Genomic DNA, 21717 nt, shown 5'->3' on the forward strand with positions numbered 1-21717 from the left:
GCGTCCCCCTTTCCGCTCGTGGCCATCGTATGAGCACCGTCACGGTGCCGCGCCGCCGGGCGCGGACAGCCGTCCGGTCCCCTCTTCTCACAACCGTAGAATCGGGTGCTCCCATCCCCGGAAGATCCACCAGAAGGTCGTGCCGTGGCGAACCTGGTCAACCTCGAGTCCGTCAGCAAGGCGTACGTCATGCGCACGCTGCTCGACGCCGTGTCGCTGGGCGTGGGTGAGGGCGACCGGATCGGCGTCGTCGGCCGCAACGGCGACGGCAAGACGACCCTCATCAAGGTGATGGCCCAGCGCGAGCCCGCGGACTCGGGCCGCGTGACCCACATGACCGGCCTCAGCCTCGGCTTCCTGAGCCAGCAGGACGACCTGGACCCGGCCGCGACGGTCCGCCACGAGATCGTCGGCGACCGCCCCGACCACGTGTGGGCGGGCGACGCGCGGGTGCGCGACGTGCTGTCCGGTCTGTTCGGCGGCCTTGACATGCCGGGCTTCCCGCAGGGCATGGACACCGTGATCGGCCCGCTGTCCGGCGGCGAGCGCCGCCGCATCGCGCTCGCGAAGCTGCTCATCGGCGAGCACGACCTGATCATCCTCGACGAGCCCACCAACCACCTCGACATCGAGGGCATCGCGTGGCTGGCCGGGCACCTGAAGGCGCGCCGCTCCGCGCTCGTCGTGGTGACCCACGACCGGTGGTTCCTGGACGAGGTGTGCACGCGCATGTGGGACGTGCAGGCCGGCCGCATCCACGACTACGAGGGCGGCTACTCCGCGTACGTCCTGGCCCGCGCCGAGCGCGAGCGGATCGCCGCGACCGAGGAGGTCAAGCGGCAGAACCTGATCCGCAAGGAGCTGGCCTGGCTGCGCCGCGGCGCCCCCGCCCGGACCTCGAAGCCGAAGTTCCGCATCGAGGCGGCCAACGAGCTGATCGCCAACGAGCCGCCGCCGCGCGACCGCAGCGAGCTGATGAAGTTCGCGAACGCGCGGCTGGGCAAGACGGTCTTCGAGCTGAAGGACGTCACGGTCGAGGCCGGCCCGAAGACCCTGCTCAAGCACCTGACCTGGAACCTGGGACCCGGCGACCGCATCGGCCTGGTCGGCGTGAACGGCGCCGGCAAGACCTCGCTCATGCGGGCGATGGCCGCCGCCGCGTTCGAGGAGAAGGAGCCGGCCGCGGGCCGCGTCGTGGTCGGCAAGACCGTGCGGCTGGCCTACCTGTCGCAGGAGGTCGTCGAGCTCGACCCGGCGTGGCGGGTGCTGGAGGCGGTGCAGCGCGTGCGCGAGCGCGTCGACCTCGGCAAGGGCCGCGAGCTGACCGCGGGCCAGCTGTGCGAGCAGTTCGGCTTCACCGGCGAGAAGCAGTGGACGCCGGTCGGCGACCTGTCCGGCGGCGAGCGCCGCCGCCTGCAACTGCTGCGGCTGCTCATGGACGAGCCCAACGTGCTGTTCCTCGACGAGCCGACCAACGACCTCGACATCGAGACGCTGACCCAGCTCGAGGACCTGCTGGACGGCTGGCCGGGCTCGCTCGTCGTGGTCAGCCACGACCGGTACTTCGTCGAGCGCACGACCGACACCGCGTGGGCGCTGCTGGGCGACCAGACGCTGCGTATGCTGCCGGGCGGTGTCGAGGAGTACCTCGAACGCCGCCGCGCCGCGGTGGAGGCGGTCGGCGCCGCCGCGCCCACGAAGCAGCGCACCGGCGACACCCGCGCCGCGAAGCGCGAACTGCAGAAGATCGAGCGGCAGTTGGCGAAGCTCGGCGAGCGCGAGGAGAAGCTGCACGCCGGAATGGCCGAGCACGCAACGGACTTCGAGAAGGTCGCCGGCCTGGACGCCGAACTGCGCGCGCTGGCCGCCGAGCGCGAGGACCTGGAGACCCGCTGGCTCGAACTCGCGGAGGAGACCGGCGAGTAACCCCCGGCCCGCCGCGCCGCCGCCAGGCAACCGGTTCGTCGCCATCGGCGTCCGTGGGGGCGCACCGCCGGTTTCGTTGGGTCCCAGCCCCGAAAAAATAGGACCAAAGGCCAACGCCCACCGGGAGACCGCCGTAGTCTGAACGGCGGTACCGGTGGGCGTTCCCGCGTCTGCCGGGGTTGTGGGGGCGGGAGGGGCAGTCGCAAGGCGACGCCTGGAACCGGCGGGTGCGGATGGGGATTTTCGCCCGCCGGGGAACAAGCGTCGACGCCGCACATGACCGGGAGGCGGCCTGCCGACGGTCATGCTGCCCCTGACTATGGGGGGCTTGATGGGGTTGAAGACCACGTCGGCAGAGACGCTGCGCGCGGGCCTGCGCACCCTGGTCGTGGGGGCCGGGTCGGCGGGCAGCGCACTAGCGCGCGACCTGTTGCGCACACCCGAGTTCGGGCTGTGCCCGATCGGGTTTCTGGACGACGATCCGCGCAAGAAAGCGGTCCGGGTGGGCGGACTGCCATGGGACGAACCCGAGCTGCCCGAGCACCTCACCGTGCTGGGCCGGCTCGACGACTTGGTGGACGTCAGCCTCGAACACGCCGTCGAGGTGGTCGTGCTGGCCATCCCCGGCCTGCTGCCGGAGGACTTCCGCAAGGTCGCCGCCGCAGCCTCCGCGGTCGGCGCGAGCGTGCGCTACCTGCCGTCGTTCCTCGTCGCGCTGCGCCGCGACGTGGTGGGCAGCGACATGCGCACACTGGACGTCAACCGGCTGATCGGACGCCAGGAACTGCACGTGGTGTCGGCCTCCGTGCGCGAGGTCATCGCCGGCCGCCGCGTCCTGGTGACCGGCGCGGGCGGTTCGATCGGCAGTGAGCTGTGCCGCCAGGTGTACGGCTTCGGGCCGAGCAAGATGTACATGCTCGACCACGACGAGTCGAACCTGCACCGCCTGCAACTGGACGTGTGGGGCGAGGCGTTGCTCGACGACGACACCCTCGTCATCGCGGACATCCGGGACCGGCCGCGGATCGAGCAGATCTTCCGCGACCTCAAGCCCGAGGTGGTGTTCCACGCTGCCGCGCACAAGCACCTGCCGCTGCTCGAACGGCACCCGTGCGAGGCGGTCAAGTCCAACGTGCTGGGCACCGAGAACCTCGTGCGGGCCGCGCTGGACATCGGCGTGGAGCGCTTCATCCTGATCTCCACGGACAAGGCCGCCGACCCGGTGTCGGTGCTGGGCGCGACCAAGCGCCTCGCCGAGCTGATCGTGCAGGCCAACACGCAGGCGCCGGGCGTCTTCGCGGGTGTGCGGTTCGGCAACGTGCTGGGCAGCCGCGGCTCGCTGCTGTCGGTGCTCGCCGAACAGGTGCGCAGCGGCGGCCCCGTCACGGTCACGCACCCGGAGGTCACGCGCTTCTTCATGACCATCGAGGAGGCGGTCGGCCTGGTCCTGGAGGCCGGGCGGATGGCGCAGGGCGGCGAGATCTTCGTCCTCGACATGGGCGACCCGGTGCGGATCGTCGACCTGGTGCACAAGTTCGTCGAGCAGGTGAACCAGCCGCAGGTGGAGATCAGGTTCACCGGCCTGCGGCCCGGCGAGAAGCTGCACGAGGCGCTGTTCTCCGTGGTCGAGGAGCGGCTGCCCACCGAACACCCGCGGGTGTACGCGACGGTCCCGCCGGTCGACACTCTCGGCGCCGTCGTACGCCTGCCGGAGCTGTACGGGCACGCGTCGGTCAACGACGACCACGCGGTGCGCGGGCTGCTCACCGAGTTGCTGCCCGGGTACTCGGCCGCCGCGTCGGAGGGGGCGGCGGCGTTCGCGGCGCCGTACCCGGACGACTTCTGAGCGACCGCCCGCGACCCCGTCGCGCGCTGAGCCGAACCGCCGAGTGACGGGAAAGCGCCGTCACTCGGCGGACGGGCCCGTCGTTCTTCACGGCATGACGACGCCGACCGCCGCGCGCGACGCGGCCCCGGACGCCCGGCTGCGCGCGTTCTACGAGGCCGACGAGACCGTTCACCGGACGGGCGCCGACCGGATCCGCCGCCAGCTCGCGCTGCTGCGGCCGGTCGTCGACCAGGCCGTGAAACCGCTGACCGTGCTCGACCTGGGCTGCGGCGACGGATACGCCACCGAGCGGATCCAGGCGCTGGTGGACGGCGCCGTGCACGCGTACCCGTGCACCGTGTGGCCGCCCGCCGGACCCGGCCGGCACCGCGTGGTCGGCGTCGACTGGTCGGAGACCGCGCTGGCCCGGGCCCGCGCGCGCGGCCTGGAGACGGTCCGCGCCGCGCTGGACACCGGCACACCGCTGCCGTTCGCCGACGGAGAGGCGGACGTCGTGGTGATGAGCGAGGTCGTCGAGCACCTCGTCGACCCGGACGCCGCGCTGGCCGAGGCGTACCGCGTGCTGCGCCCCGGCGGCCACCTGTTCCTGTCCACCCCGAACCTGGCCGCGTGGTTCAACCGGATGCTGCTCCTCGCGGGCGTGCAGCCGGCCTTCTCCGAGGTCGCGCTGTCCGGGGTCTACGGCCGTCCGGGCCGCGAAGTCGCCGGGCACCTGAGGCTGTTCACGCGGCGCGCGCTCGTGGAGTTCCTGACCGCGCGCGGCTTCCGGGCGATCAAGGTGACCGGTGCGGCGTGCGAGGCGCTGCCGGCGCCCGGGCGGCCGCTCGACCGGCTGCTGACCCGGGTGCCGTCGGCGGCGGCGATCCTGCTCGTCCACGCGCGCACGCCGGTGCGGTTCGCCCACCCGTCGCCCCCGGTGTACGTCGGCCGCGCCGGGGCCGCGGCGTCCGCGCTCAGCCCGCGAACTCCAGCAGCACCGGGTGGTTCACCGAACGCCGGTCGCAGGGGCCCTGGAACACGATCCGGAAGTCGCCGAACTGCCGGCGCACCAGCATGAGCAGCTCGGAGTGCGGGTAGACGCCGCGCAGCCCGGACATCTCCAGGTACAGGTAGTGCACGGTCATGCCGCCCAGGCACTTGAGGACTTCCAGCTCGTAGCCGGCGACGTCGATCCTGACGAGGTCGTACTCCTGGTGGCCGGTGACCGACGACGGGTCGCTCACGCTGCGCACCGCGACGCTGCGGGGCGCGGCGATCGCGTCCACCTGGTCCGCGAGCAGCGAACCGCTCGCGGAGCGGCCCGGCTCGACGTACAGCTCGTCGACCGGGCGCGGCGACAGCGCGTACGGCCACACCCGGACCCCTTCGAGCCCCGCGGTGTTCTGCTCGAGCAGCGGCACGACGGCGCTGTTCGGCTCGAACACGTCGATCTGCGCGTGCGGCGCGAAGTGCCTGAGCGTCACGGCGAACTGGCCGAGGTTCCCGCCGACGTCGAGGACCGAGCGGGGCGTGGAGCCGGGCCGCAGGTTGCCGAGCACGTCGCGGCCGACCGCGCGCGGATACGCCTGCAGGTTCAGCGGCGCGGCGACGTCGTCGAACATGAACGTGCGGTCCAGGTAGCGGATGCCGCGCCGCTGCCCGCGCGCGACGCGCACGTACGACGCGGCCATGTCCCCGTAGTAGCGCAGCCGCGTGCCCACCGGCAGATCGGCCTGCCACCAGTCCCGATTGCGGCTCCACAGCCGCAGGTTCGTCGCGTGGCGCCGGTAGCGGGTCTCGCGGATGCGCTCGTGCGACGACCGCGAGGCGGTCTGCGCGGGCACGAGAATGCCGGCTCCCGGATCCTCCAGCACCGACGCGCCCGACGAACTCGCGTCCCCGGTACGGACGGTGGCGCGCGAGGCGGCCGAGGACCCGGACGCCCGGCCGGACGCGACGGAGGTGGACGGGTCGTTCGGCTGGGCCACGGCACTCCTCGGGACGGCGTCCGTGCGACGGACGACAAGGGGAACGCGAGGTCAACGAATCAGGGCACCGGGTGGTCACTTCGTCGCCCGTTCAGGGGAACATTCGGTCGCCGCGGATCGCGCCGCGGCCGACCGCGGCCCCGCCGCTGGTACATGTGGCCGGTGCGCGTCCTCCTCTTCAACCGGAAGTGCCCCGCCCACCCGACCGCGGGCGGCGCCGAGGTCTACACCCGTGAGGTGCTGAGCCGTTGGGCGGCGCGCGGCCACGACGTGACGTGGTTCGCGGCGGCCGTCACGGGGCGCCCGGCCGAGGAGGTGCGTGCGGACGGTGTCCGGGTGGTCCGCGCCGGCGGCCGGTTCGGCGTCCACCGCGCGGCCCGCGCCTGGTACGCGGCGGCGCGCCGCCGGGGCGAGCACTTCGACCTGCTCGTCGACGAGGTGGACACCCGGCCGTTCGGCTGCGCGACGTGGTCCGACGGCGTGCCGTCCGTCGCCTTCGTCCACCGGGTCGCGCGAGAACTGTGGGCACACGAATTCCCGTGGCCGCTGTCGTGGTTCGGCCGTACCGTCGCCGAACCGCGCTGGCTGCGCACGCTCGCGGACGTGCCGGTGCTGACGGTGTCGCCGTCCAGCCGCCGTTCGCTGCGCGAGTACGGGCTGCGCCGCATCACGCTGGTGCCGGAGGGCATGGACGCCCGGCGGCGGCCGGACGTCGCGCGCGAGGTGCGCCCGACGCTGGTCCACGTCGGCCGGCTGACCTCCGGCAGCCAGGTCGACCAGCTGTTCGAGGCGGTGCGGCTGCTCCGCGAGCAGATCCCCGGCGTGCGGCTGTGGCTGGTCGGCGACGGTCCGGCGGCCCGACGTCTGCGCCGCTCCGCGCCCGACGGCGTGCTCTTCCACGGCCGGGTCCCCGTCCACAAGCGCGACGAACTCCTGGCGCGCGCACATGCCTTGGTGAGCACTGCGGCGCGGGAGGGCTGGGCGCTGGCCGTCGACGAGGCGGCCGCCATGGGCACGCCGGCCATCGCGTACGCCAACCCGGGCCTGGTCGACGCGGTCCCGGCCGCGCAGGGCGTGCTGGTCGCCCCCGCCCCGGCCGCGCTCGCCGCCGGGCTCGCCGAGCACCTGCCGGGATGGTGCGAGGCGCCCTCGCCCGGCGGCTGGCGCGGCGGCGCGCTGTCGTGGGACGAGGTCGCGGACGCGGTGTGGGAGGCGTGCGCGGCGCACGTCGCCCGGGTCGGGCCCGACCCGGCCCCCGTGTGACCGCCGGCTAGCCGCGTCGGGCGCGGCGCTCCTCCGCCATGCCGCACAACATCCCGCCGACCTCGACCGCCTTGAGCAGCGCCAGCCCGGCGGTCAGCGCGGGCGCCTTCGCGAGTCGCGCGGGGGAGCTGACCAGCGAGGTCCGGATGAACGGACGGCGCTCCTGCCGCGGCAGCGTGGCGTAGTCGTAGAAGTTGCGGCCGTAGTAGCGCTTCTTGGCGAACGCACGGCCGAGCGACAGGCGGCCCTCGTCGTGTCCGACGGCGGAGTTCAGGCGGCGGATCGCCCACCCGTCGGCGGCGATCCGCTCCGAGAACTCCCAGTCCTCGGCGGCGCACCGGGACTCGTCGTAGCCGCCCGCGAGTTCGACGGCGGCGCGGCGGAAGAACCGGGCGCCTTCGGTCGCCGGGTCGCCCGCCGACAGCCGCTTCTCGTGTGCGCGGCAGCGCGCGAAGAACCCGGCGCCGAACGCGTATTCGGGGACGACCAGGCCGCCGAGGCCGGGATCCTCGCAGAACGACGCGACCGCCTCGGACGCCGCGCCCGGGTCGAGCACCATGTCGCTGTCCAGGAACGCCACGACGCGCGCCCGCGACGCCTGCCACCCGGCGTTGCGCTGCGAGCTGCGCCCGGGTCCGTGGAGCAGCAGGCGGTCGGCCCACCGCGCGGCGATCTCCGGCGTGGCGTCGGTCGAGGCGTCGTCGACCACGATCACCTCGACGGACACCCCGGACTGGGCGCGCAGGCTCTTGAGGCACGCCTCCAACGTGCGTCCCGAGTTGCGCGTGGGGACGACGAACGAGACCTCGGGCACCGCGACCGCCTTCCGTGCGAGCTCTTGCGAGTCCTTGGGGCCGACCGGGGCCGACCGCGTCCCCGTGCGGACGCGGCGGCGTGCCCACGCGACCGGTCGGCGAAACGGTCGACGCGTCATCAACGGGTCAACGAAAGGGTCAACGAAAGGAGGTCACGGCAGACACTGAGGAATCACTCGTAGGTATGAAATGCGTGCCTAGTGGACGCATGCGGTCGTTTGTCGGGCCGAGGGCGTGCGGTCGATTTGAGGGAGATCGCACGGGAATATCCGATCGACTGGCGAGGGCCGCCGCCGTCCTGGCCGCAGTCGGCTCGGGCGCCATGCCGCCGGGGCGCGCGCGTCCTACGCGCGCCTCGCGGGAGCGCCCGGGAGACGCCCGCGGCCGCGCCGCCGCCGGCCGACGCCGCGCCTTCGCGCCGAGTACGCCCCCCAGACCGCCCCGCCTTGTGTCCTGCGTCACTCGAACGGGTAACGTGGCCGCGTCGTACAACCGTCGGACCGTACCCGCGCCCCCGCGGGACGGCACACGAAAGGCGGAAGCCGATGATCGACCCGGAACTGAAGGCCGCGCTCGACTCGATGCTCGGCGACCCCGAGCACTGGGTGCACGCCGGCACGGTGACGCCCACCGGTGAGCCGCACGTGACGCCCGTGATGCTGGCGTACGACGACGACCACCTCTACCTGAGCCTCACCGGCCGCACCAAGAAGGCCAACCTCGAGAAGAACCCCAAGGTGTGCCTGTCGATAGCCGAGGACGGGGACATCGCCCACGTGATCATCTGGGGCGAGGTCGAGCTCCGGGAGGACGCCTGGGCGCAGGAGCGCTGGGAGTTCGCGATGCGGCACATCCTCGGCGAACAAGGCCTCACGTCGCAGCACCGCGCGCTGTCCCGCGAGGGCACCAGTCTCGGCGTCGTCACCCCGACCCGCTGGCGGATCTTCGGCCTCGACGGCGGCCCGGGGGAGGGGTCGGGCTACTTCGCCTGAGCCGCGGCGGCCAGCTTCGTCGCGCGCAGTTCGATCGAGTCCAGCAGCAGTTCGAGGGCCAGCATGAAGTTGCCCTCCTCCGTGACGTCCGGCAGGTACGGCGCCGCGGCCGCGATGTGCGGGTACCGGTCGGCGGGCGCGCCCGCGTACTCGCGTGACCACGCACCCTCGTCGCCGCTCCGCGCGGCCTGGTCGAGCGTGAGGTAGGCGGCCTCGAGGCCGCACCACGACAGCACGAAGTCGACCAGCACCCGGTAGTACCGGACCGCCTCCTCCGGCGGGAACCCCGCGTCGGCGAGTGCGCCGAGGGTGATCTCGACGCTCGCCATCTCCGCGGCGCGGCGCGTGGTCCGGGAGACGGACAGCACCGCGGCCTCGGGGTGCGCGAGGTACACCGTGCGGTTGCGCACCAGCATGTCGGTCAGCGTCGCGCGCCAGTCGCCGGTCGGCGTGAAGTCCTCCAGCGCCCGGGCCAGCAGGCGGTCGGCGACCGCGAGGACGAGCTCGTCCTTGTCGCGGAAGTGCCGGTACAGCGCGGTCGGGTCGACGCCGAGGTAGCCGCCGATGCGCCGGAACGTGAAGGCCTCGGGGCCCTGCTCGTCCAGCAGTGCGAGGCATCCGTCGACGATCCGCTCGGGCGTCAGGCCCACGCGTCCGCCGGCTCCCCCGCGGCGCCGGGTGCCGGGCACCCCCGTGCCGGTGCCTGCCATCGCAGCCCTCCCTTGGTGTCCTTGACGCGACGTGCGGGACTCTTCCCGCGCCGACCGGCCCCATCTTGCCGTGTCGAACGCCCGGTGACGTTCAAGAGTGTCGAGGTAAACACTTTTGTCAACACCATTGACTTCGGCGTTGACGTCCGTGTTACATGACGCTGCCTTGATAGTCCCGGGACATGGTGGCGGCCGACGAAGCCCGCCCGGTCCCCCCGAGGAGGCGTTACCCAGCTCCGCCCGTACCACCTGCCCCGCCCTGGAGTGCTCATGTCCGTCGACACCCCGACCCGCACGGCCGCGGCGCCCGCCGCGGCCGCCGCCGCAACCGCACCCGGACTGAAGAAGACCCTCGGAGTGCGTCAGGGCGTCGTCATGGCGCTCGCCAACATGAGCCCCACGGTCAGCATCGGCCTCGGCCTCGGCCTGATCGGCATGGAGGTCGGCACCAGCCTCCCCGCCGCGTTCCTCATCGCGTGCCTGCCGATCCTCGGCATAGCCGTCGGCTACGCGCGCCTCTCCGAGCGCGACCCCAACGCCGGCACCACCTACATCTGGGTGCGCCGCGCGCTCGGCCCCTGGCTGGGCTTCATGGTCGGGTGGATCGGCGTCGCCTGTTCGATCCTGTTCCTCGCGTACGGCACCCAGCTCGCCGGGCAGTTCACCCTCGGCGTCGTCCACGAGCTCGGCGGCAGCGTCGACCCGGGCAACATGAAGTACGCGACCGTCATCGGCATCCTGTGGGCGGTCGGCATCACCTGGACCGCGGTGCGCGGCGTCGACGTCGCCGCCCGCGTGCAGGGCATCCTCTTCGGTTTCGCCGCCCTCGTCGTCGTCATCGTCTGCGTCTTCGCCTTCGCGGGCTGGGGCGACGGCGGCGCGACCAACGACTTCAGCGCGCACTGGTTCAACCCGTTCGGCTTCGACAACACCACCGTGCTGGCGACCGGCGTGCTGCTGTGCGCCTACAACTTCTGGGGCTGGGAGACCGCGTTCAGCGTCTCCGAGGAGAACGTCGACAAGAAGGTCGCCGGCAAGGCGGGCCTGATCTCGATCGCCATTGCCGTCGCGCTCTTCGTCTTCGCCGCCGCCGCCTTCGAACGGGCGCTCAGCGCGGACGAGTTCGCCGAGTACGGCGCCAACGCCCTGCCGTACCTCTCGGACAAGATCTTCGGCGGCCCCGGCGCGCTGATCGCCTACCTCGCGATGCTGCTGTCGACCATCGCGTGCCTGCAGTCCAGCGTCATCGGCGGCGCGCGCCTCACCATGGCCATGGGCCGCAACGGCGTCCTCGGCAAGAGCTGGGCGCGCCTGCACCCCAAGCACCGCACGCCCGCGATCAGCACCTACCGCACGGTCGCCATCAGCCTCGTGATCGCCGCCGCCGGCACGGCGCTCGGCAAGCTGACCGACGTCATCATGGCCACCGTCACCGCGGTCGGCATCCTGGTGTCGTTCGGCTACGGCGTCACCGGCGTCGCCTGCGTCATGATCTTCCGCCGCGAACTGCGCCGGTCCGTCCGCAACTTCCTCACCCTCGGACTGCTGCCCGGACTCGCCGGCGTGGCCCTGCTGCTGCTCGGCGGCTACATGGTCTACAGCCAGTGGACGTCCGTCGACACCATCGCGTTCGACGCGGAGAACGGCCGGTTCCTGACCGTCGTCCCGCTGAGCATCATCGCCGTCGGCATCCCGATCGCCGCCTGGAACCGCTTCGTGCGCAAGCCGGACTACTTCACCCTGCCGCGCTCCGTCGACCCGGACAGTCCCGCCGAGATCGGCTGACCGAGCGCATCTGCGCAACCCGTCCCACGTTCACCCGAACTTCGACTGAAAGGTCGTCAGGACCCATGGCGTACGCCGACCTCGTCTTCACCAACGGGCCCGTCTACACCGTAGACGCGGCACGCAGCTGGGCCCGCGCGGTGGCCGTCCGCGACGGCCGTGTCGTCGCGGTCGGCACGGACAGCGAGGTCGCCGAGCTGGTCGGCCCGAACACCGAGCGGATCGACCTCAACGGCCGCCTGCTCATCCCCGGGTTCCAGGACGCCCACGTCCACCCGGTGTTCGCCGGCCTGACGATGAGCCGCTGCGACCTCTCCGAGGCGGAGACGCAGGAGCAGACCGTCGGCACGGTGGCCGCCTACGCGGCCGCCCACCCCGAGGTCGAGTGGATCCTCGGCGGTGCCTGGTCGTTCGACGCGTTCCCGGGCGGCCTGGCCACCCGCCAGATGCTCGACGCCGTGGTCGCCGACCGCCCCGTCTACCTGCCGGTGCGCGACGGCCACAGCGCCTGGGTCAACACCCGCGCGCTCGAGCTGGCCGGCATCGACAAGAACACGCCCGACCCGGCCGACGGCCGCATCGAGCGCGAGCCGGACGGCACCCCCAGCGGCATCCTCCACGAGGGCGCCATGGGCCTCGTCGGCCACCACGCGCCGTCGCCGACCCACGCCGACTACCTCAAGGGCCTGACCGACGCGCAGTCGTACCTGCACTCGCTCGGCATCACCGCCTGGCAGGACGCCATCATCGGCGGCTACGGCGGTTGGAACGACCAGTACGACGTCTACCTGGAGGCCGCCGCCACCGGCCTGCTCACCGCGCGCGTCCGCGGCGCGCTGTGGTGGGACCGCGACCAGGGCGCCGAGCAGCTCGACTTCCTGCTCGACCGGCGCGCCCGCGGCACCGTCGGCCGGTTCAACTGCGGCACCATCAAGCTGATGCAGGACGGCATCACGGAGAACTTCACCGCGGGCATGGCCGAGTCCTACCTCGACGCCTGCGGCTGCCAGACCGGCAACAACGGCCTGTCCATGGTCGACCCGGCCCTGCTGCGCGAATACATCACGCTGTTGGACACGCACGGCTTCCAGGTGCATTTCCACGCCATCGGCGACCGCGCCGTGCGCGAGGTGCTCGACGCCGTCGAGGCGGCCCGCAAGGTCAACGGCTTCAACGACCTGCGCCACCACGTCGCGCACGTCCAGGTCGTCGACCCCGTCGACATCCCGCGCTTCCGCGCGCTCGACGTGGCCGTCAACATGCAGCCGCTGTGGGCCGCGCACGAGGTGCAGATGGACGAGCTCAACATCCCGTTCCTCGGCTCCGAGCGCGCCTCCTGGCAGTACCCGTTCCGCGCCTTCCAGCAGGCCGGCGCGGTCCTCGCCGCGGGCAGCGACTGGTCGGTGTCCTCGCCCGACCCGATGGCCGGCATCCACGTCGCGGTCAACCGCCGCGTCCCGGCCTCCGAGGGCGACTACCCGGTCTTCCTGCCCGAGCAGCGCCTCGACCTCGGCACCGCGATCGCCGCCTACACGGCCGGCTCGGCGTACGTGAACCACCTCGACGAGACCGGCTCCATCGAGGTCGGCAAGCTCGCCGACCTCGTCGTCCTGGACCGCGACCCGTTCGCCGCCCCGGCCGAGGCCATCTACGAGACCCGCACCGCCCTCACCTACGTCGAAGGCGAGCGCGTCTACGCGGCCGACAACGCGTAACCCGTGCACCAGCCGCGGGACGGACGCCAACGACGCCGTCCGCCCCGCGGCCCGCACCCCATCTCCCGGCGGGCGACGGCGAAGCAGACAGGGGCCGCCGCCCGCCGGGCCACACCCGCGTCCGTTCCGACGCACACCTCGCCGCGGGCCGTTTCGCCGCGGGCGGCCCCGGCCGCCCGAACCGCCGGGCGGGGCGTGCGGTGCCAGGCACTAGGCTCGGTCCGGCAGACATCGTGTGCCCGACGCGCCCGCCACGTACCAAGGAGATGCTCGTGCCGTCCATCGACGTCGTCCACGCCCGGGAGATCCTCGACTCCCGCGGCAACCCCACGGTCGAGGTCGAGGTGGTCCTCGACAACGGCAGCCAGGGCCGGGCCGCGGTCCCGTCCGGTGCCTCCACCGGCGCGTTCGAAGCCATCGAGCTCCGCGACGGCGAGCAGGAGCGGTACAACGGCAAGGGCGTCCAGAAGGCCGTGCTCGCCGTCATCGAGCAGATCCAGACGGAGATCGTCGGCATCGAGGCCGACGAGCAGCGCATCATCGACCAGACGATGATCGACCTGGACGCGTCGGCCGACAAGTCCAACCTCGGCGCCAACGCCATGCTCGGCGTCTCGCTCGCCGTCGCGCACGCCGCCGCGGAGGCCGCCGAGCTGCCGCTGTTCCGCTACCTCGGCGGACCGAACGCGCACGTGCTGCCCGTCCCGATGATGAACATCCTCAACGGCGGCGCCCACGCGGACACCAACGTCGACATCCAGGAGTTCATGATCGCGCCGATCGGCGCGGAGAGCTTCTCGGAGGCCGTGCGCTGGGGCGCGGAGGTCTACCACCAGCTCAAGGCCGTCCTGAAGGCCCGCGGCCTGGCCACCAGCATCGGCGACGAGGGCGGCTTCGCCCCCGACCTGCCGAGCAACCGCGACGCGCTCGACCTGATCATCGAGGCCATCGAGGCGGCCGGCTACGAGCCCGGCACCGACATCGCCCTCGCGCTCGACGTCGCCGCGACCGAGTTCTACAAGGACGGCGTCTACACGTTCGAGGGCGCCGCGAAGACCTCCGCCGAGATGGCCGCTTACTACGCCGAGCTCGTCGAGGCCTACCCGCTGGTCTCCATCGAGGACCCGATGAACGAGGAGGACTGGGAGGGCTGGCAGCAGCTCACCGAGACCCTCGGCGACAAGGTCCAGCTGGTCGGCGACGACCTGTTCGTCACCAACCCGGCCCGCCTGCAGCGCGGCATCGACTCCGGTACGGCGAACGCGCTGCTGGTGAAGGTCAACCAGATCGGCACGCTCACCGAGACCCTCGACGCCGTGTCGCTCGCCCACCGCAACGGTTACCGGTGCATGATGAGTCACCGTTCGGGCGAGACCGAGGACACCACGATCGCCGACCTGGCCGTCGCCACCGACTGCGGCCAGATCAAGACCGGTGCCCCGGCCCGCTCCGAGCGCGTGGCCAAGTACAACCAGCTGCTGCGCATCGAGGAGATCCTCGACGACGCCGCGGTCTACGCCGGCCGCGGCGCGTTCCCCCGCTTCAAGGGCTGATCCGGTCTCGACACCGGGGGGGGGGGGGGGGGGCCCCCCCCCCCCCCCGCGCCCCCGCCCCCGGGGGGGGGGGCGGGGCCCCCCCCCCCCCCCCCGCCGGCGCCCCCCCCCCCCCCCGGGGGCCCCCCCCCCCCCCCCCCCCCCGCCCCCCCGGCCCGATGCCAGGGAGGGCGCGTGTCCGAGGCGGGCGGACGCAACGGGAACGGCGACGGGGGAGCTCCGAGGCCGCGTGCCGCGGCACCGCGACCGGCGGCCAGGCCGAGGCCGGGCGGCGGTCCCGCCGCGGCGAGGCCCAAGCCGAAGCCGAAGCCCAAGTCCGACCCCGCCGCGAAGCGCCGCCGCCTGGTGATCACGTGGGGCGGAGGCAAGGGCCGCCCCAACCGGCTCACCGGCCGCGCGGGCGTGCTCGTGCTCGTGGTCTGCACGCTCGGCGTCGCGCTGATCGTGCCCGCCCGGCAGTACCTCGACCAGCGGCGCGAACGCGAGGACCTGCGCGAGGAGACCGCCAAGCGCCGCGAGGAGGTGGAGCGGCTGCGGCTGGAGCTCGAGCGCTGGAAGGATCCGGCGTTCGTCCGCCAGCAGGCCCGCCTCTACCTGCACTACGTCAACCCGGGCGACACGGCCTACTCGGTCGTCCCGCCGCCCGCGCCCGCGAGCGCGTCCCCCGGCGCGACCCCGAGCCCCGGCTCGTGGCCGAGCCAGCTGTGGACGTCGGTGCGCGACGCGGACACCGGGCCGAAGAAGCCGTCCGTCCCCCCGCCGCCGCCCGCGCCCGCCGCGACGATCGTCGACCCGCGCACCGGCGGCCGCTGAACGAACCGCCGCCCGGCGGAACCCGGTCCGGACCGGGCGGGACCCGCACGGACCCCGCCCGGCCGCGCGCCGGAACCACCGTCCCCGAAAATCGGAAATACTGCTCAGCATGGATCAGCAGGACGTCGACGCCGTCACCGCCCAGCTCGGCCGCACCCCGCGCGGTCTGCGCGGGGTCGCCCACCGCTGCCCCTGCGGGCAGCCCGACGTGGTGGAGACCGCGCCCCGTCTGGAGGACGGCACCCCGTTCCCGACGATGTACTACCTGACCTGCCCGCGGGCCGCGTCCGCGATCGGCACGCTGGAGTCCGACGGGATGATGCGCGAGATGAACGAGCGGCTCGCGGCCGACCCGGAGCTGGCCGCCCGCTACGCCGCCGCGCACGACGACTACATCGAGCGCCGCGACGCGATCGAGGTGCTGGCCGGCTTCCCGTCCGCGGGCGGTATGCCCGACCGGGTGAAGTGCCTGCACGTTCTGGTCGCGCACTCGCTGGCCGCCGGCCCCGGCGTCAACCCGCTGGGGGACGAGGCGCTCGCCGCGCTGCCGGAGTGGTGGCGCAAGGGCCCGTGCGTCAGCACATCGGGGGAGCAGACGGGGCAGGCGGAACAGTCCGCCGACGACGAGTCCTTGGGGGACTGAACGACATGGCTCAGACGCGCGTGGCCGCGATCGACTGCGGCACCAACTCGATCCGGCTGCTGGTCGCCGACCTCGACCCGGAGACCGGCGCCCTGAAGGACCTCGACCGGCGCATGGAGATCGTCCGGCTCGGCCAGGGCGTCGACAAGACCGGCCGGCTCGCGCCCGAGGCCCTCGAGCGCACGTTCGCCGCCGGGCGGGTCTACAAGCAGCTGATCGACGCCCTGGGCGTCGGCCCCGACCGGCTGCGCTTCGTGGCCACCAGCGCGAGCCGTGACGCGGAGAACCGCGAGGAGTTCCGCAGCGGCGTGCGCGAGCTGTTCGGCGTCGAGCCCGAGGTGGTGTCCGGGGACGAGGAGGCCAACCTCTCCTTCTCCGGCGCGACCCGCGAGCTGACCGGCGAGGCCGGCCCGGCACAGCCGTACCTGGTGGTCGACATCGGCGGCGGCTCCACCGAGTTCGTGCTCGGCGGCGACCACGTCGAGGCGGCCCGCTCGGTCGACATCGGCTGCGTGCGGATGACCGAGCGGCACCTGCACGACGACCCGCCCACGGCCGAGCAGGTCGCGGCGGCGAAGGCCGACATCGAGGCGGCCGTCGACCACGCCGCCGAGGCCGTGCCGCTGGACCGCGCCCGCACCCTCGTCGGCCTGGCCGGCTCGGTGACCACAGTCGCCGGCATCGTGCTCAACCTGCCGGAGTACGACTCGACGCGTATCCACCACGCGCGGCTGACCCGCGACCAGGTCCGCGCGGTGACCGAGCGCCTGCTGTCCATGACCCACGACGAGCGGGCCGCCATCCCGGTGCTGCACCCGGGGCGGATCGACGTCATCGGCGCGGGCGCCCTGGTGCTGCTCACGATCATGGAGCGGATCGGCGCCGACGAGGTCGTCGTCTCCGAGCACGACATCCTGGACGGGATCGCCTGGTCCGTGGCGGATTGACCCGGACCCCCGTCCCACCATGTGGGACGTCCGGACACGAAGGTTGTGAAACTCTTCACATGCCCCTTCGGCAAACTTTTCGTCACTCTGCCACTAAGTGACTTTGTGAAAGCTTTCTCAATCACGCACAAGCGTCGGTTGACCGCGTCAGGTATTCGGCAACCCAAGGCCCGGGGCGCCGCGCACCCGTACATCCGCAGGTACGGGTGGCCGAAATCAAAACCGCGCAGGGTATCACAGTGCCAAGTCGACCTTGTGAGCGGCCTCGCGCAAGCCCCCCGCCGTGCTCCTGGATACTTCCGTACATGAGCAGCAACAAGGACCGTCGCCACCGCATCCTCGTCGTCGGCGGCGGGTACGTCGGCCTGTACGCAGCGCAGCGCATCCTGAAGAAGGCGCGCCGCGACGAGGTGTCGGTCACCGTCGTCGACCCGCGTTCGTACATGACGTACCAGCCCTTCCTCCCGGAGGCGGCGGCAGGCAGCCTGTCGCCCCGCCACGTCGTCGTCCCGCTGCGCCGGGCCCTGCCCAAGGCCGACGTCGTCACCGGTCGTGTCACCACCATCGACCAGGAGAAGAAGGTCGCGCGCATCGTGCCGCTCGTCGGCGAGGCGTACGACCACGAGTTCGACTACCTGGTGGTCGCGCTCGGCTCCATATCCCGGACCTTCCCGATCCCCGGCCTCGCCGAGAACGGCATCGGCTTCAAGACGATCGAAGAAGCCATCGCGCTGCGCAACCACGTGCTGGGCCAGCTCGACGTCGCCGACTCGACCACCGACCCGGAGATCCGCCGCCGCGCGCTGACCTTCGCGTTCGTCGGCGGCGGCTTCGCCGGCATCGAGGCGCTCGCCGAGATCGAGGACATGGCGCGCGACGCGGTCAAGTACTACAAGAACATCAGCCGCGACGACATGCGCTTCATCATGGTCGAGGCCATGCACCGCATCCTCCCCGAGGTCGGCGACGAGCTCGGCAAGTGGACGCTGGCGAAGCTCAAGGAGCGCGGCATCGAGTTCTACCTCGAGACCTCGCTGCAGTCCTGCGTCGACAAGCACTGCGTGCTGTCCGACGGCACCGAGTTCGACGCGAGCACCATCGTGTGGACCGCCGGCGTCAAGCCGAACCCCGCGCTCGCCCAGTTCGGCCTGCCGCTCGGCCCCCGCGGCCACGTCGACACCCGCCCGACCCTGCAGGTCACCGGCATGGACCACGTGTTCGCCGCCGGCGACAACGCGCAGGTCCCGGACCTCGCCTCGGGCGAGGGCGCGTGGTGCCCGCCGAACGCGCAGCACGCCGTCCGCCAGGCCAAGCAGCTCGGCGACAACGTGATGAGTGTCGTGCGCGGCTTCCCGCCCGGCGAGTACAAGCACAAGAACCTCGGCGCGGTGGCGGGCCTCGGCCTGCACAAGGGCGTCGCGATCGTGCTCGGCGGCATCAAGCTCAAGGGCCTGCCGGCCTGGCTGTTCCACCGCACGTACCACATGTACGCGATGCCGACCTTCAACCGGAAGACGCGCATCGTCGCGGACTGGACGCTCGCGATGTTCTTCCGCCGCGAGATCGTCTCGCTCGGCTCCATGGAGCACCCGCGCGACGAGTTCGCCGAGGCCGCGCTGCCGCCGGCGCCCGCCGCGACGACGGTGTCCAAGAGCGCCTGACCCGTCCGCCGACGGCCGGATCCGGCCGTCCGGCGCACGAGCCACGAAGGGCCCGCACCCCCCTGGGGTGCGGGCCCTTCGGCGTACCCGGACGCCCCGGCGACCCGGCAAACGACTGAATCGAGCGTCACTCGAGGTCGAGCCGGGCAACGTACGAGCGTGAGCACGAGGACCAGCACGACCGGCGGTGCGGCGAACGCCCCCACGCCCGGGGCGGGATCGCGCCCGCGCACGCGGGGCACGCCCGAGCCGGCCGCGGGGCGCTGGCCGGGACTCGCCACGGTGCCCGACGCCCCGGCGCGCGCCCGCATCGCCAAACGGCTGTTCGCGCACGCCGTGCGCGACCTGAAGGTCCGCGTCCACCTGCCGAGCGGCCGGGTGATCGGCGGCGGCGGGTTCGGCGACCCGGTCATGCGCATCGAGCGCCCCGACGAGTTCTATCGCCGGATCGGCGCGCACGGCCTGATCGGCTTCGGCGAGGCGTGGATGACCGGCGCGTGGGACGCCGACGACCCGACCAGCGTGCTGACGGTGTTCGCCCGCCGCCTGAGCACCCTGGTACCGCCGTCGCTGCAGCGGCTGCGCAGGTGGGCGGTCGCGGTGCGCCCGGCCGACGAGGAGAACACCCCGTCCGGCGCGCGCGGCAACATCAGCCGCCACTACGACCTGTCGAACGACCTGTTCGCGCTCTTCCTCGACGAGACCATGACCTATTCGTCGGCCCTGTTCGAACCGGGCGACGACCTGCGCGCCGCCCAGCGGCGCAAGATCGACGCGGTGCTGGACGCGGCCGCGGTCCGGTCGGGCACCCACGTCCTGGAGATCGGCACCGGGTGGGGCGAGCTGGCGCTGCGCGCGGCGGAGCGCGGCGCCCGGGTCACCACCATCACGTTGTCGGACGAGCAGCGCGCCCTGGCCAGACGCCGGTTGGCCCAGGCCGGCGTCGCCGACCAGGTGGACGTCCTGCTGTGCGACTACCGCGAGGTGTCCGGCACCTACGACGCGGTCGTCAGCGTCGAGATGATCGAGGCGGTCGGCGAGCGCTACTGGCCGGCCTACTTCGCCGCGATCGACCGCGCGCTGGTCCCCGGCGGCCGCGCCTGCGTCCAGGCGATCACCATGGCCGACGACCGCATGCGGGCCGCCCGCGACACGTGGACGTGGATGCACAAGTACGTCTTCCCCGGCGGCCTCATCCCGTCGCCCGAGGCGATCGACGCCGCCCTCGCCGAGCACACCCGCCTCCAGGTCGTGCACCGGCGCGACTTCGGCGCGCACTACGCAGAGACGCTGCACGCGTGGCGCGACCGGTTCGTCGCCCGCGCGGCCGAGGTGACCGCGCTCGGCTTCGACACGACCTTCCAACGGATGTGGGAGTTCTACCTGGCCTACTGCGAGGCCGGGTTCCGCTCCGGATACCTCGGCGTGTCGCAGTTCACGCTCGCGCGCCAGGTCCGCTGAAGGGGGCGCGGAGGCGCGCGTGAGGGTCGCGCGGGACGTCTCCGCGCCCCGCCGCACGCCGCCGAACAACCGGTCCGGGCCGTCCGTGGTGGTCCGGACACAGACGGTTGGTCAACAGGGTGCTGTGATGCCGCTACGCTCGGCATCGCGCCCGGATGGTGGAACGCAGACACGGCGAGCTTAAACCTCGCTGGCCGCACGGCCGTGCCGGTTCGAGTCCGGCTCCGGGCACCGGATGAAAAGCGCTCTGACCTGGGGGAACGTCGCCGAGGCCGCCACCTCGGACCAGGTCGGGGGAACGCGTCGCCGAGTGGGCAGCAGCCCGCGGACCGGCGTCGAGGTCCCCGTACCGCGAGCTCCGTCGCGGTACGAGCCCCAGAAGCTCCATAGAACTTCTGATGCCGGTGCCCCGGGGTGTAAATGGCGCACTCCTGTTCGCCTCCCGTTCGCCTGGAGGCCCTCCCGCGTCGGGCACAATCCACGCTGCCCGCACGTTGATGCGACCAGAGGATGGGGGAAGGATCGTCCTCGTGGGTCACACCATGGGCTTTACTGGGCCATTACTCTTGACCCACGACCCCACATACGCAGGGGCATGGAGGAGTTGACATGAGGAGCAGCAACCCGGTCCTGACGCGGCGGGGGGCTTTCGGGGTGCCGCAGGCCGGGCCGCAGCAGGCGCCGCAGTACGGCGCGCCGAATGGCCAGCAGCCGTCCGGCGGCAACCCGTTCGGCGGCAACGCGGCCCAGTACGGCCAGCAGGGCCAGCAGTACGGGCAGCCGACGCCCGAGCAGATGAACCAGTGGTACCAGCAGCAGTCCGCCGGCCCGCTTCAGACCGGCCGGATGACTGTTGACGACGTCGTCGCCAAGACGGCCATCACGCTGCTGACGCTGCTCGTCGGCGCGGCGATCGGCTGGGCGTTCATCCCGTTCGAGAACTTCATGCTGGCGGGGGTCGCTGCCCTCGCCGCGTTCGGCGTCTACCTGGCGCTGATCATCAAGCGCACGATCAGCCCCGCGCTGGTCGTCGCCTACGCCGCCCTCGAGGGTGTCTTCCTCGGCGCGGTCAGCCACGCGTTCGAGTACGCGTACAGCGGCATCGTGGTGCAGGCCGTGCTCGGCACGGCCGGCGTCTTCGCGGGCATGCTGTGGGCGTACAAGTCGGGCCGCGTCCGCGTCACCTCGCGGTTCGCGCGCATCGGCACGGCGATCGCGATCGGCTTCTTCCTGGTCGCGATGGTCAACTTCCTGGTCTGGTCGTTCGGCGGCGGCAACGCGCTCGGCCTCAACGACGGCCCGCTCGGCATCCTGTTCTCGCTGCTCGGCATCGGCGTCGGCGCGTTCTTCCTCGCGATGGACTTCCACGAGGTCGAGCAGCTCTCCGCCGCCGGCGCGCCGGAGCGCGAGGCCTGGCGCTGCGCGTTCGGCCTGACGCTCTCGCTGGTGTGGATCTACACCTACCTGCTGCGCCTGCTCGCGATCCTGCGGGACTGACGCACGGCCGCTGAGGCGGCCCGGTAACGCGACAGTGGCGGGGGCCCCCCCGGGGGCACCCCCCCAGCCCTGGCTCAGCACCTCTCCCGGGGGGTGCGGCGGGGGCCGGGGTGGGTCCGG

At 72.6% G+C, this 21717-nt stretch carries 17 protein-coding genes and 1 tRNA gene; 15 read left to right on the top strand and 3 right to left on the bottom strand.

What is annotated here, in order from left to right; genetic code table 11:
• Positions 1-189: 189 nt before the first annotated feature.
• From QI554_RS21830 to QI554_RS21840, 3 genes are all read left to right on the top strand, one after another.
• Entirely contained in the window at positions 190-1926 is a 1737-nt protein-coding gene (locus QI554_RS21830; protein ID WP_281471879.1) for an ABC-F family ATP-binding cassette domain-containing protein, read from the top strand.
• 331 nt (positions 1927-2257) lie between these two features.
• Positions 2258-3772, top strand: coding sequence for a polysaccharide biosynthesis protein (locus QI554_RS21835; RefSeq protein ID WP_281471864.1), 1515 nt, complete (start codon positions 2258-2260; stop codon positions 3770-3772).
• 94 nt (positions 3773-3866) lie between these two features.
• A complete protein-coding gene (locus tag QI554_RS21840; RefSeq protein WP_343230803.1) occupies positions 3867-4832 on the top strand; it encodes a class I SAM-dependent methyltransferase in 966 nt (321 codons plus the stop codon).
• Here the strand turns inward: QI554_RS21840 and QI554_RS21845 are convergent.
• Positions 4729-5742, bottom strand: coding sequence for an FkbM family methyltransferase (locus QI554_RS21845; protein WP_281471865.1), 1014 nt, complete (start codon positions 5740-5742; stop codon positions 4729-4731). The two genes, QI554_RS21840 and QI554_RS21845, sit on opposite strands and share 104 nt — an antisense overlap.
• A gap of 162 nt (positions 5743-5904) precedes the next feature.
• Between QI554_RS21845 and QI554_RS21850 the strand changes: the two genes are divergently transcribed.
• Positions 5905-7005 (top strand): glycosyltransferase family 4 protein, encoded by a 1101-nt coding sequence (locus QI554_RS21850; protein ID WP_281471866.1) that lies wholly within the window; start codon positions 5905-5907, stop codon positions 7003-7005.
• 7 nt (positions 7006-7012) lie between these two features.
• Here the strand turns inward: QI554_RS21850 and QI554_RS21855 are convergent, their stop codons facing one another.
• The gene (locus QI554_RS21855; RefSeq protein WP_281471867.1) at positions 7013-7819 is read right to left on the bottom strand and encodes a glycosyltransferase family 2 protein; all 807 of its coding nucleotides are present in this window, start codon (positions 7817-7819) and stop codon (positions 7013-7015) included.
• Positions 7820-8365: 546 nt separating this feature from the next.
• Between QI554_RS21855 and QI554_RS21860 the strand changes: the two genes are divergently transcribed.
• Positions 8366-8812: a pyridoxamine 5'-phosphate oxidase family protein gene (locus tag QI554_RS21860; RefSeq protein WP_281471868.1), complete on the top strand. Its 447-nt coding sequence runs from the start codon at positions 8366-8368 to the stop codon at positions 8810-8812.
• On the opposite strand, the gene QI554_RS21865 is transcribed toward QI554_RS21860, so the two are convergent.
• A complete protein-coding gene (locus tag QI554_RS21865) occupies positions 8800-9522 on the bottom strand; it encodes a TetR/AcrR family transcriptional regulator (protein ID WP_281471869.1) in 723 nt (240 codons plus the stop codon). The two genes, QI554_RS21860 and QI554_RS21865, sit on opposite strands and share 13 nt — an antisense overlap.
• Before the next feature lie 270 nt (positions 9523-9792).
• On the opposite strand from QI554_RS21865, the gene QI554_RS21870 reads away from it, so the two are divergent.
• The 10 genes from QI554_RS21870 to QI554_RS21915 all read left to right on the top strand — a co-directional run bounded on the left by QI554_RS21870 (position 9793) and on the right by QI554_RS21915 (position 21597).
• Positions 9793-11307, top strand: a complete 1515-nt coding sequence (locus QI554_RS21870; protein ID WP_281471870.1) for an APC family permease — start codon at positions 9793-9795, stop codon at positions 11305-11307.
• A gap of 65 nt (positions 11308-11372) precedes the next feature.
• Entirely contained in the window at positions 11373-13022 is a 1650-nt protein-coding gene (locus QI554_RS21875; protein ID WP_281471871.1) for an amidohydrolase, read from the top strand.
• Between the two features lie 272 nt (positions 13023-13294).
• Complete coding sequence (gene eno, locus QI554_RS21880; RefSeq protein WP_425528023.1) at positions 13295-14575, top strand: phosphopyruvate hydratase; 1281 nt, start codon at positions 13295-13297, stop codon at positions 14573-14575.
• A 174-nt stretch (positions 14576-14749) separates the two neighbouring features.
• Positions 14750-15388 (top strand): FtsB family cell division protein, encoded by a 639-nt coding sequence (locus tag QI554_RS21885; RefSeq protein WP_281471873.1) that lies wholly within the window; start codon positions 14750-14752, stop codon positions 15386-15388.
• Between the two features lie 109 nt (positions 15389-15497).
• Positions 15498-16031 (top strand): DUF501 domain-containing protein, encoded by a 534-nt coding sequence (locus QI554_RS21890; RefSeq protein WP_281471874.1) that lies wholly within the window; start codon positions 15498-15500, stop codon positions 16029-16031.
• A 5-nt stretch (positions 16032-16036) separates the two neighbouring features.
• Positions 16037-16978 (top strand): Ppx/GppA phosphatase family protein, encoded by a 942-nt coding sequence (locus QI554_RS21895; RefSeq protein ID WP_281471875.1) that lies wholly within the window; start codon positions 16037-16039, stop codon positions 16976-16978.
• Between the two features lie 305 nt (positions 16979-17283).
• On the top strand, positions 17284-18639 hold the full coding sequence (locus QI554_RS21900) for an NAD(P)/FAD-dependent oxidoreductase (protein WP_281471876.1): 1356 nt from the start codon (positions 17284-17286) through the stop codon (positions 18637-18639).
• Positions 18640-18798: 159 nt separating this feature from the next.
• Entirely contained in the window at positions 18799-20100 is a 1302-nt protein-coding gene (locus QI554_RS21905) for an SAM-dependent methyltransferase (RefSeq protein WP_281471877.1), read from the top strand.
• Positions 20101-20249: 149 nt separating this feature from the next.
• A tRNA-Leu gene (locus tag QI554_RS21910) sits at positions 20250-20331 on the top strand.
• A 378-nt stretch (positions 20332-20709) separates the two neighbouring features.
• Positions 20710-21597, top strand: a complete 888-nt coding sequence (locus tag QI554_RS21915) for a Bax inhibitor-1/YccA family protein (RefSeq protein WP_281471878.1) — start codon at positions 20710-20712, stop codon at positions 21595-21597.
• Positions 21598-21717: the final 120 nt, after the last annotated feature.

It is taken from the genome of Yinghuangia seranimata (assembly GCF_029953285.1).
Taxonomy (GTDB): domain Bacteria; phylum Actinomycetota; class Actinomycetes; order Streptomycetales; family Streptomycetaceae; genus Yinghuangia; species Yinghuangia seranimata.